This window comes from Cysteiniphilum halobium (assembly GCF_003574425.1).
Classification (GTDB): Bacteria; Pseudomonadota; Gammaproteobacteria; order Francisellales; family Francisellaceae; genus Caedibacter; species Caedibacter halobius.
On sequence record NZ_QLIU01000032.1, the window covers coordinates 1 to 13,206 of the forward strand.

The 13,206-nt window shown below is 36.7% G+C and carries 8 protein-coding genes; 7 read left to right on the plus strand and 1 reads right to left on the minus strand.

Annotated elements, in window-relative coordinates:
- The 7 genes from DNK85_RS07115 to DNK85_RS07145 all read left to right on the plus strand — a co-directional run.
- The coding region (locus tag DNK85_RS07115) for a BspA family leucine-rich repeat surface protein (RefSeq protein ID WP_119328891.1) at window positions 1–2,395 on the plus strand (2,395 nt) is incomplete at its 5' end.
- 243 nt (window positions 2,396–2,638) lie between these two features.
- The gene (locus tag DNK85_RS07120) at window positions 2,639–3,328 is read left to right on the plus strand and encodes an ATP-dependent zinc protease family protein (protein WP_162896581.1); all 690 of its coding nucleotides are present in this window, start codon (window positions 2,639–2,641) and stop codon (window positions 3,326–3,328) included.
- A gap of 36 nt (window positions 3,329–3,364) precedes the next feature.
- Window positions 3,365–4,993, plus strand: coding sequence for a UUP1 family membrane protein (locus DNK85_RS07125; RefSeq protein WP_119328893.1), 1,629 nt, complete (start codon window positions 3,365–3,367; stop codon window positions 4,991–4,993).
- Window position 4,994: 1 nt separating this feature from the next.
- Window positions 4,995–5,936, plus strand: coding sequence for an alpha-L-glutamate ligase-like protein (locus DNK85_RS07130; RefSeq protein WP_119328894.1), 942 nt, complete (start codon window positions 4,995–4,997; stop codon window positions 5,934–5,936).
- A gap of 93 nt (window positions 5,937–6,029) precedes the next feature.
- Window positions 6,030–7,235 carry an efflux RND transporter periplasmic adaptor subunit gene (locus DNK85_RS07135; protein WP_119328895.1) on the plus strand — a complete coding sequence of 402 codons (1,206 nt, stop codon included), beginning with the start codon at window positions 6,030–6,032 and terminating at the stop codon, window positions 7,233–7,235.
- A 3-nt stretch (window positions 7,236–7,238) separates the two neighbouring features.
- Window positions 7,239–10,319: an efflux RND transporter permease subunit gene (locus DNK85_RS07140; RefSeq protein ID WP_119328896.1), complete on the plus strand. Its 3,081-nt coding sequence runs from the start codon at window positions 7,239–7,241 to the stop codon at window positions 10,317–10,319.
- A gap of 309 nt (window positions 10,320–10,628) precedes the next feature.
- On the plus strand, window positions 10,629–12,101 hold the full coding sequence (locus DNK85_RS07145) for a sodium-dependent transporter (RefSeq protein WP_162896583.1): 1,473 nt from the start codon (window positions 10,629–10,631) through the stop codon (window positions 12,099–12,101).
- A gap of 109 nt (window positions 12,102–12,210) precedes the next feature.
- Here the strand turns inward: DNK85_RS07145 and DNK85_RS07150 are convergent, their stop codons facing one another.
- Complete coding sequence (locus DNK85_RS07150) at window positions 12,211–13,206, minus strand: hypothetical protein (RefSeq protein WP_162896584.1); 996 nt, start codon at window positions 13,204–13,206, stop codon at window positions 12,211–12,213.

Consider the following 13,206-nt stretch of genomic DNA (forward strand, 5'->3'; position numbering starts at 1 on the left):
TTTTCTTCGTGTACAGAGAACTACTAGTAGTAATGTTTTGAATATTCCCATTCAAACAAAATTTGTCAATGGGCATGAAATTACTAATCCAGCTGAAATTTATGCAGATAGCATATTAGACTTACTTCTAAATTTTTATCCTGGTGCAGAGGTGAAGATTCCAATTGTGGCAGGTGATACTGACATTAATAATTTGGTACTAAATCTTCCAAGCTATATTATACAGCTTATAGATATGGATAAGAGCAGTATCATTATTGACAATAACCAAATTCGTCTTGATCACCTAGGCAAAAATGAAAGTTATGAGTTTAAATTTTTTCTAAAGGATGTGCCTAACTTAAATCTAAGTCAATCAGAAATCGATAATATCAAAAATAACAAAACTGACAGTGGCGATCTTTTGATGTATTTTTCGGGTGCTAATTTACCTCAGCAAAGTATATTATTAGATAATTCTGGAATAATTATGGCAGGCGATCAACCAACATTAGCAATAAACTTACCAGATGATTTAAGTGTCATAGATAGTACTAAACTCCCAAGTGAAGTTATAACTTTTTATAACTATGAGCAAGGAGATGTTGTGCTTCAAAATTTACCAGCCGACGGTTACTTGAATTATGAATATATTCCACCATGTGAGGTTGGCTACACGTTACCAAAGAATGGTAAATGCGAGATTAAGGTCACTGCAACTGGTGAAATTTCTGATCAAGATCCAAGTGATATAAGTCTTCCACTATCATTAACTTATCTTATTAATGGTACACAAAAAACGGTTACAGATCAGAATAATATTACAGTGAGCACTTTAACTCATGTTGCTATTAGCATTGATGACTCAAATATGCTTCATAAGCCAAATACAGGAAGTAATAGGGTTCATGTATTATTTACTAATACAGGTCCTTATAACTGGCAGCCATCTCATGATAGCAGTGACTATCAACTTAATGGTAATAATCTTCTTTGGGATACAGGCGAACCAAATTCCTGTATCTCCTCAGGTGTTGTTACTGTTGGAAATAGTTGTTCAATGTATTTTGATGTAAACAGTTTAACCCCAGAACAAGATGCAAACATTAGGCTAAATATTAATAACACTAATTTAGTTCAAGAATCATCATTTAGTTTTTCAATAACTGGTAATAAAGCATATATAGAATGGTTTAAAATAAGTCAAGGCAACCAGCAAGTGGCCAACGCTGATGAACCTATTAATATAGGTGTTAACAATCAATATATATTTGAATTGAAAAATGCGGGAGATACTTCCTTAAATAATATCCAAATTGCTGCCGCAGATTTTACAATTTCAAATAACCAATGCAATAATACGACTCTCAATCTAAATAATACTTGTCAGTTTACCATCTCAAGTACTACTGAAATGGCAGTGCCAAAAGTCCTTGAGATGACCACTGGTACAACTGACAGTGAAATACATAATGTGGCATTTAAACAGCTTCGTTTAGTTGCGATGAGGAAAATTGACAGCTCTAATGCACAACCAGGAGAGATTATTACGGGATATGATGGTTTAGAATATTTAGTTGTAGAAGATGGTTCATCTGGATATGGTATAAAAAACCCAACTATTCTAAATGATTTTATATCAGGGAATATACACCTAGCGACTAGCTTAGTTACAGATATGCAGCAGTTATTCCAAAATCAAAGTACATTTAATCTGCCTTTAGAGTCATGGGATGTTTCTAATGTTCAGAATTTTCAGCAAATGTTTGAGCATGCTTCTTCGTTTAATCAACCTTTAGAATCATGGGATGTCTCTAAAGCTACTAATTTCAATCAAATGTTTCATCATGCTTCCAGTTTTAATCAGCCTCTAAACGCATGGAATACAGAAGATGTAACCGATATGTTTGGAATGTTTGGAGGAGCAATATCATTCAATCAACCACTATCTAACTGGAATACAGAAAACGTAACTAATATGGGATACATGTTCAGAGGAGCAACTGCATTTAATCAATCATTAACTACTTGGAATACGTCTCAAGTAACTCAGATGAACTTCATGTTTAATGAAGCAAGTGATTTTAATGGCGCTATAAACGGCTGGGATGTTAGCAATGTTCAAGATTTTTCTCAGATGTTTCATGATGCGAGCAGCTTTAATCAGTCACTATCCAACTGGAGTACTGGCTCTGCTACTAATATGTTTGGAATGTTTTCAGGAACATCATCATTTAACCAACCACTATCTAACTGGAATACAGGAAATGTAACAACCATGGCTTACATGTTTAATAATGCATCTTCTTTTGATCAGGATATCAGTGGATGGAATGTTGGCAATGTTACTGATCATTCGGGCTTTGATGCAAATACATCTACAGATTGGATCTCAGCAGAAAAACCTAGCTTCTAGCCAGCAAAACTACAAAAATTACCCCTTTATGTGTTGGGGTAATTGTTACCTAACTTTTTTCATTAATAGTTACTAGCCAATATCATTGGCATAATACCAAGTTTTCCCTATACTACAGAGCAATTTACTGCTATACCAATCACAAATTATTTTGTGGTGTTTTAGCTGCAAAGTGCAAAGCAAAAAAATTCTGTAAAATAATTTGTGATGGGTATAAAGCAAAAAAATTTAAAGGGAAACAAATTGAAGGTAAATAAGATCATAAAATATTTAGGTTTATCAACCATGTTAGTGACGAGTACAGCGATGGCGAATATCAAAACGGGTTATGGTTATGTTGAAAATGTTTATCTCTTACCAAGTAAAACGTTATTGGATGCCAAACTTGATACCGGTGCCGGTATTTCATCGGTTTCGGCTACGAATATTCATGTATATGAAAAAGGTGATAAGAAATATGTGCGTTTTGATGTTACACATGAAGCAATAGAGCAACAGGGCAAACGTAATAAAGATAAAATTGAAAAAGTGGCATATGATTTGCCTTTAAAACGTATGATGAATATTAAAAATCGTGCGGGTGAGGATAAAAAAGAGCAATACGATGAGCGTCCTGTAGTGGAGATGCCCATTTGTTTTGATGGCAAGATCTATACCATTGAGGTTAACTTAACCGATAGAACGCATTTTGACTATCCGGTACTCTTAGGGCGAAAAGCATTGATTCAGTTGGGTGCGGTGATTGATCCGGCGCAAAAGTTCACGATGGATGATAGTGCTTGTGAGGCTTTATTTGAAAAGATTGCAAAAGAAGAGAAGAAAGAAAAAGAAGCAAAAGAAGAAAAAATAAATGTTGGCCAAAAGAATGATACAGAAAATGCTGCTGATAGCAAACCAACGATAGAAAATGATGCCAGCGAAAAAGCTCAGTGATGACAACAAAGTTAATCAATCACGGAAAAAAGCAAGATGAGCAAGGTTAATAAACAATTTTTCACACTACTGATCATTTTATTGGTTGCAGGTATTGGCTTTAGTCTTTATCAGCACTTTAAACTGGGACTTTCGTGGTGGCCAAATGATGAGAATATGACGTGGAAGTTTAATGCTGAGCTGCAGATTGTGCCAGATACGACAGACTCATCCCTTAAGGTTAATTTATTAGTGCCTAACTTGGTCAAAGCAGATGTATTAGATGAAAGTATTAATGCTGCCGGTTTTGGTAAGATTATTTTGCGTTCAGAAGATAAGAATAATCGTATGGCAGTACTCTCCAAAAGCGAGGTCAGCAGCAAGCAAACGGTGATTTATGATGTTACGGTTGCTAGTAATGCACAAAGTGTTACAGCGATGGTGCCTGATCTTGAAAAAGAAAAAAAGAAAATAAAAGATATTTTGGAACCTAAGAAATTATTAACGTTGTTAACTACAGCAAAGGAGATTGCGGAAAAATCAGCAGATTCAGCAACGCTGATTGCGCAAGCAATAAACTTTATTAATGATGATGGTAATTTATACTTTTGGCAAGAAATGACTAATGGTAAGCCAACGGCAAAAGCACGTGCAAGATCGCTTAACTATTTATTAACTGAGCTTAATTTGCCGAACTTTATTATTCATGTAGTGCCTTATGAATATGAAGGGAAACTAAATCTTAAAAACTTACCAACGTGGATTAAAGTTTACTATGGCAAAGATTGGCATACCTATGATGTCAGCACGGGTCAGTATATTGATAATCCTAATAGTAAAGCTATGACTTGGTGGAGTGGTAATGATAATTTCATTAATGTCCAAGGAGGAGTCGTCAAGCTTGTATCCTTTACTGCAGCACAACAAAGCATTCCGATGGAGCGTTATCTAGATCTTAAAAACAATACAGTAAAACAAAATATATATGAATTTTCTTTACTTAATTTACCGGCACAAACACAGGAAATTTATAAAATCATTTTAATAGTGCCTTTTGGTGTGCTGATTATTTTGATTTTGCGCATTATTATTGGTGTGCCAACACTGGGTACCTTTATGCCAGTATTAATTGCCTTAGCTTTTAAGGATACCAGTTTAATATGGGGGATTGTCTTATTTTCACTGGTGGTGATCTTAGGCCTAAGCTTCAGAGCTTACTTTGAGAAATTGCAATTGCTGGTTGTGCCAAGACTTGGAATGTTACTGTGTGTTGTCGTACTTATTATGGCACTTATTAGTGTTGTAATGCATAAAATGGAGTTATCTCAAGGCTTATCGATTACTTTATTCCCTATGGTTATTTTAACAATGTCGATAGAGCGTTTATCGATTGTTTGGGAGGAACGTGGTGGTACGGAGGCAATTAAGATTGCTATTGGCAGCTTATTGGCTGCAACCATTTGTTATGTTTTTATCTTTAATGCATATCTTGAGTATTGGTTTTTTACCTTCCCTGGATTGCTGTTGGTTGTCATGGCAGTAATGCTATTGATTGGACGTTATCGTGGTTATCGCTTAACTGAGCTTTATCGTTTTGAAGCATTGGCGCAGAAGATCAATGATAAACAGCACAGCGAACAAGGAAAAGAAGGCAAGAAAGGTAAAAAGGATAAAGGTGATCAATAACATGTGGTGGATTAGCAAATGGCGCGCGTTAAAACAAGCCGGTGTATTGGGGATTAATAATCGTAATGTTGGTTATATTCAGGCATATAATGATCGTAAATACTATCCATTGGTTGATGACAAGCTAAAGAGTAAATCCTTGGCACTGGAGCATGGTATCCATGTCCCTGAACTCTATGGTGTAATTGCATCAGAGCATGATAATAAGAACTTACAGACAATATTAGGTGATCGTCATCAGTTTGTGATTAAACCCGCGCAAGGCGCAGGTGGTGAAGGGATTCTTGTCATTACGCATTTTATTAATAATCGCTACCGATTAGCAAACGGTAAACTTATGACATTAGATCACTTACGCTATCATATATCAACGACATTAAGTGGTGCATACTCACTTGGGGGTCATCCTGATAAAGCGATGATTGAATATTTGATTCAGTTTGATCCAACCTTTGCCAAAGTTGCCTACCAAGGAGTGCCAGATATTCGCATCATTTTGATCAAAGGCTTTCCAGTGATGGCAATGGTGCGTCTACCAACACAGCAATCCAATGGCAAAGCAAATTTACATCAAGGGGCAATTGGTGCAGGTGTTGACCTAAAAACCGGATTGACATTGCATGGGGTGTGGCATAATGAGATCATTACACATCACCCCGATACTTTACATGAGATTGAGGGGATTACCGTGCCACATTGGGAGGAATGCCTAGAAATCGCCAGTGCCAGTTATGATATGACAAACTTGGGTTATTTAGGTGTGGATTTGGTGTTAGACAAAGAGCATGGACCATTAATGCTTGAGCTTAATGCACGCCCTGGCCTTAATATTCAAATCGCCAACCAAGTTGGTCTGGCAAAGCGTCATGCGCTGATCAAGTCGGTGCTACATAAGCCGATGACCAAGAAAGAACGTATTCAGTATGTTTTAGATCGACTATAGTTTTTATAACTTGGTGATATAAAAAATCATAGTTTATTAGACATAACAGAAGCAGTAGCTATAATCAAATTAGCTTATGACCTAACGAATTTAATGACAAGTGAGCCTATGAATAAAAATAGTAAAAAGAACAAGTATCAAACTCTTAAAACAGTGAAGATGACAACATTAGTGATGGTTTTAGCTATCCCATTGATGAGCTTAAACACGTTTTGTTATGCGGCAGACAAAGATCAGGTGGTCAAGCCTATTGCTGTTAATGTGGGTGAGGTTAAGAAAATTAATGTGCCAGAGACAATTACGGCAGTGGGTAATATCTATGCGTTAAAACAAGTTAATTTAAGTTTTGATAATAGCGGTAAGTTAAAAGAAAAATACTTCAAAAATGGTGATAGGGTATTAAAAGGCGAAACTGTTGCTGCCTTAGATGATCAGCAAGATATGGCAACGTTAAGTTCATTGCAAGCGAAGTTAAATTTAGCTAAACAAACTTACTCGCGTGTTAAGTTACTTGAGCAATCTGGTGCGATTTCTAAAGAGGATATTGATCAGAAATATGCTGATTTACAACAAGCACAAGCGGATGTTGATCAACAAAAAACGGTGGTTGAGCACGACAAATTACAAGCACCATTTACAGGTGTGCTTGGGATTTATAAGTTTGATGTTGGTGCTTATGTTGCAGCAGGTACTGCTGTTGTTCAGTTAACACAAGAAAATCCATTAAAGATACGTTTTGCAATCCCGGCAGATCTTAAGCCAAAAGTGGCAATCGGAAATGAAGTTGAGCTTTCTACTGAAACCTATCCAAAGAAAATCTTTAAAGGTGTTGTAAATTATATCTCGCCAACGGTGGATAGTAAGAGTGGTACACTTGAGATTGAGGCAGAAGTAAATAATGATGATTATTTATTGTCTCCTGGTATGTTTATGTCAGTCTCACAAATTTTAAAAGATAAGCAGTCTATTTTAGCCTTACCGGATATGGCGATTCAGACGAATCAACAAGGCTCATTTGTCTATGTGGTTAATCCTGATAATACTGTGAAAGCCGTGCAAATAGATATCGGTATGGTGCATAGTGGCTGGACACAAGTTACCAAAGGCTTACAAGAAGGACAAAAAGTTGTGACTATTGGTGGGTTTAAATTAACCGATGGCGCTAAAATTAGTGTTTCTGATTTGTCGCCACCTGGCTTTGATAAATTGCAAAAAGAATTAAATATCAATGTTGATCCGAAAAATGGTTTTGGGATTAACGATCAAGCGATAACTAATGGTAAAAATGGAAGTAAGTAACGCATGAAGCTTTCGAAGATCTGTATTGAAAGGCCCGTTTTCGCGGTTGTCTTAAGTTTAATGATTATCGTCTTAGGTATCGTTGGCTTTAGCTATCTGGAGATTCGTTATTTTCCAAAGATTCAGCAAAAAATTGCACAAGTATCGATCTCATACACAGGTGCTTCACCAACGTTGATGAAAAATGATGTAACCGTACCTGTTGAGGATGCACTTTATAATATTGATGGTTTAGTCAAAATGACATCAACAAGTTCATATGGTAGTAGTAAGATTAATCTAACTTTTGCTGATGATGCCGATATGACTAATGTTATGGGTCAGGTGCGTGATAATATCTCAAGTATTATATCGCAGAAGTTACCTGCGGATATTAATGCTCCAAGTGTTACCCAAGGTGGTGTTGAACGTCCCGTCGTTAACTTAGGTGTATTAGATAAAAACTTAACATCAGCGCAGATACGCGATTATGTTCAAAAAAACATTGTTCCAATCTTTCAATCAATTCCAGGAATGGGGGCAGTGTGGGTATATGGCGCTAGTGATTACGCAATGCGTATTTGGCTTAATCCACAAAAAATGGCAGCACTTGGGATTACTGTCTCTGATGTGCAAAGCACATTAAATAGCAACAATATCAGTTTCTCAGGTGGTAGTGTTCGTGGTAAATATCGCAATTTTTCAATTAGCTCAGATACTGATTTAACCACAGCAGATCAGTTTAAAAATCTAGTCGTTAAAGACAGTGGTAATGCACCTGTTTATTTGAAAGATATTGCTAAAGTTGATCTAGGTAATGCCAGTTTAAGCGATTCACCGATGCTGATTAATGGGCAAAATGCCATTAGTGTCCAGTTAAGACCTACGGATAATGCGAATCCGATTACCGTTGCAAACCTTGCCAAGGAAGAGCTTAAGCGTGTTGCCAATCAACTACCTAAAGGTATGGAAGTCAAAGTCGTTTATGATCAATCAACGTTTTTACAAAAATCAATTACTGATGGTTATGATACCTTGCTTGAAGCGATTATTCTGGTAATGATCGTAGTATTTATTTTTTTAGGTAGTATTCGTGCTGCTTTGATCCCAATATTAACAATCCCTGTATGTGTTATCGGTGCTTTTGGCGTAATGCTATTGTGTGGTTTTAGTATCAATGTTGTGACACTTTTAGCAATTATTTTAGCCATTGGTTTGGTGGTCGATGATGCCATTGTTGTGCTTGAGAATGTACATAGGCATATTGAAATGGGTAAGAAACCTTTTGAGGCTGCAGTGCAGGGGTCTGCTGAAATTGGTTTTTCAGTGATTGCGATGACTTTGACTCTTGCAGCAGTTTATGCACCAATTGGCTTTTTATCAGGCTTTAGTGCAACCATTTTTAGAGAGTTTGCATTTACGTTAGCTGGATCAGTTCTAATCTCAGGTTTTGTTGCACTGACATTATCACCGATGATGTGTGCTTACATTTTAAAATCACGTGAAAAAGAAACTAAAATAGAAATTTGGCTAGAACATATTTTCGATAAATTAAATGGCGCTTATGCCAAAGTTTTAAATTTCGTGTTAAAGGCAAAGTACTGGGTCGTCGCATTACTGGTTATTTTGGGAGTGCTTTGCTTTATGCTATTTAAAGTGGTACCTCAGTCATTTATTCCTAAAGAAGATATCGGTTATTTTGAGGCGAATATTACTTCACCACCTAGTGCTGCTCTTGATTATACTGATTACTACATGAATATGTTAAGCCAACGTGTTTATAAGAATAATCCTTATATTTTAAATAATGCGGAATATGTATTCTCAGGTAGTGCCAATAATTTTGTTACGATGCAACCATGGGGTGACAAGCGTAAGGTGTCTACGCAGAAAGTCATTGACAAGCTACTAGCTGAAGCACAGCAAATCCCAGGTATCAAGGTGAGTATGAGTGTTCCTGATCCGGTGAGCTTTGGACCAGATGCCGATGGCTCCGATGTGATCATTTATTTACATAATGTTGGTCCGATTAATCATTTAGTAAAAGCGGCTGATAGTTTGACTAAAAAACTGATGAATTATCCAGGACTTAATAATGTTAATAATGGTCTTAAGTTTGATAATGTCGTTTACAATGTTAAGTTTCAACGTGAACTAGCGGCCAATATTGGTGTTGATCCACAAAATATAGCGGACACTTTTAGTATTTTGATGAGTGGTAAACATATTACAGATGTCAAAACCGATGAAAAAAGTTATCAAGTATTAGTACAAATGAACTTAAAAGATCTATCAAGCTTTGGTAGTCTAAGCAAAATCTATGTACCAAGTGATTCGGGTCTAATGGTTCCATTATCAAATCTAATTAAGGTAACACCTGATGTCAGACAAAGTAGTCTTTTTAGATATAACCGTGTGAACACGGCACAAATTACTGCGAATATTTCTAGTGGTTATAGTATGAGTGAAGTTTATAACGAAATTAATAAACTAACAAATCAAACCAATCTTGATGGTGCTGGTATTGATTTTGGTGGGCGTATGGCAGCATTTCTTTCCTCTAGTGGTACAATGTTTGGACTATTTGCATTGGCATTGATTTTTATTTATCTTGTTTTAGCTGCTCAGTTTGAGAGCTTTGTTGATCCGTTTATTATTTTGCTCACTGTTCCTTTATCTACTGTCGGTGCTTTGATCACGATGCTAATGACAGGAGGTGATTTGAATTTATTTACCAATATTGGTCTTATCACACTCGTTGGACTTATTAGCAAACACGGTATTTTGATTACACAGTTTGCCAATGAATATTTTAAAGAAGGTGTGTCTTTAATCGATGCAGTTAAAACGGGTGCTATTACGCGTTTGCGCCCTATTTTGATGACAACCTCGGCAATGGTTTTAGGTTCTATTCCATTGGCATTTGCTATGGGACCTGGAAATACTGCCAATAATATGATTGGTTGGGTAATCGTTGGTGGACTATGCTTTGGAACAATATTCTCATTATTGATCGTACCAGTGGCTTATGTGATTTTGTCACCCTTAGATCATAAGAAAAAGAAAATATTAAAAGCGAATAAGGCACGATTATTACAAAGTTAATTTGACTATGACCATACTCAGTCTGTTTTGATTGTGTAAGCGTTGGCTGAGCGTAAGTCGAAGCCTCTATGAAGGGTGATTTTCCCAAGCTTACCCTTCGACTTACGCTCAGGGCGCGGTGAGCATTTGTGGATGAAGATTTATTCTTAGCCGTTAATTTGAATATGTAAACGACGGAATGTATCTATTTATAAGGGATCAAATACTATAATCCCATATGAACGATTTCGTATGTTGACATAAATATGGTAGTAAATAAGATGTTTATTGAACTATATTATGGCTTTTATGTCAAAAATAGGAGAAAGTATGGGGCAAACACGTAAAGACTTCACATCCGTTTGGATATTTATTTTGGCAGCTGTGGGATCTGCTGCTGGACTGGGCAATTTATGGCGCTTTCCTTATTTGGCATATGAGCATGGAGGGGCTGCATTTTTTATTGCCTATATCATTTGTTTATTGTGCATTGGGTTGCCGTTATTAATCCTTGAAGTTGGGTTGGGTAAGGTTTCGAAAAAAGGCGCACCTGAGTCATTAGCACTTATTGGTCATGCAAAACGCTTTAAAATTATCGGCTGGCTTGCGGTTCTTGCTGCCTTTGGGGTATTGACTTACTACATTGTGATTACTTCTTGGGTACTTAATTTTGCCGTTGATTCCTTTCAGATGCCTTGGCAAATAGGTAGTGAAAGCTATTTTTTTCATCAATTTTTAGGATTAAGCGCTGGTATTGAGAGCTTTGGCACACCTAAACTTGCGATTGTCTTTGGCGTAATTGCTATTTTGCTATTAGTTTATATCTCGTTGTATAGAGGCACAAGTGGTTTGGCGTTTGTTGCAAAGTGGATCACACCCATTCCCTTTATATTGCTAATTATTTTACTCACCAATTCGGTATCTTTATCGGGAAGTATCACCGGCTTGCATGCATTATTTGTGCCGGTATGGTCATCGCTTTTAGATACTAAAATCTGGTTCGCCGCAGCAACGCAGGTGATTTTCTCCATCTCTTTGGCTACTGGGGTAATGTTTGCTTATGGTGCACTTTTGGATAAAAAAGTCAAAATTGGACGCACATGCACGATTGTTGTGATTGGTGATACTTTAGCATCAATTATCTGCAGTATGATTGTATTTTCAGTGCTTGGACATGTGGCACATATCGATGGTAAAAATATACATGATGTGGTTTCAGGTGGAATTGGTTTGGCGTTTGTGGTCATCCCTCATGCATTGACTTTGCTACCGGCAGCACAGGAGTTTTTCTCATTCATATTTTACGCATCTGTTTTCTTTTTGGCACTTACTTCGATCGTGTCATTATTTGAAGCTATTTTAGCTGCATTGATGGATAGTAAGATTAAGCTTAAGCGTGCTAGTATTTTATTGGTTATTTGTGTGGCTTTATTGATCTGCAATTTGTTTTACACTATGGGCAATGGTTTGTACTTGCTGGACGTCGTTGATCATTTTATCAATGGTTATTTAATGCTTGTTGTAATGGTTACCGAGGTACTTGTTATCGCATGGCTTTATGATATTAATAAGCTCACGCGCGAGCTTTTTCCTAATCACAATGCCAATATTCTACATGTTATTTTTAAGGCGCTAACTGCTTATATTATCCCAATAGTATTAAGTGTGTTGTTTATCAAGCAGGTTTATGTCGATATCTCAGGCGGCTATGGTGATTATCCTAGCACTTACTTATGGGGAATAGGTGCTTTGGTTTTAGTTTTGAGTGTTGTGATTGCTCAGCGATTAAGTCGCAAGTTTTAAATGTAAAAGGAAGATGACATGCCGCACTCTGAGGGAAGCCGAAGGCGCTTAGAAACACCATACTATAATATATTTATCATACCCTGAGCGTAGTCGAAGGGTGGTTATACTAAACGCTTTTAACAAAGTGATTATTTTTAAAAGCAAGACAATACTGAAGTGTGCTTTGGGCTAGGACGTATTTCTTCAATTTATTATAGCATTGCTTACTTGGAGCACTTACACTTTGCAAATGCAATTTAGCCTGAGAATTGTTGTGATTATTCTCAACGATCGAGCTATCAAACATCGCATTGGGATACCAGACCTTTAAACCAGTATTTTTACCAAACCAATCAGTCATCTGATCCCCCACTGACATAAGCCAATAGACATGACGCTGATCGCTTAATGCGCGACGCAAAACATCCTTGTAAGCAACACGTTCATTGGTGTTGTTTGTACAGGCATCAGCAGGCACTGATCCGGATAAAAAGACATATTGATCAAGTTTTTGATCAGATAAATGTAAATGTTTTTTAAGCCAGCTTCTGGTGGCAGATGATTCATTGTGATTGCATGATCTTGCGGTGATAAAGTAACAGGTAATACCATCTTTGAAACAGTTTTGTTCAATAAATTCGGCAGTAGCTGGATCATTAATACCTGATTTAGTAAAGTAATCATCATCAAATGACGTTAACTCAATGGTGTTATCGATATCAAACATAATCGCTGGTATTTTACCTTTAGCTTCAATTGCATGGATAAAGCCAATCTTTTTAAAGTTAGCAATAAGCCTAGTTAAGTCTCTCATCATTGAATCTGCATCCTTGGCAAATTGCGAGTCTTTAGCAAAATCATTATAGTCTTTAGTACCCATATAGCGCTTAGTGTCAGAATTGTCAGCTATTTGATCTATCGCTGCTTTGGCATTGGTAGGCAAGCTAAATGGTCTACCATATTTGGCGTTAAATGCCATCGTCAGTGAAGTGGCTTCACTATACAATTTCAATGAATCAACTGTCGCAGGTTTTATCTTGGGTGCTTGTGCTAAAGCACTCTGGCACGTCATGGCAAATAATGCAGTAGCTAAGAGCTTTCTGTATTGTTTAAATCGTTTCAT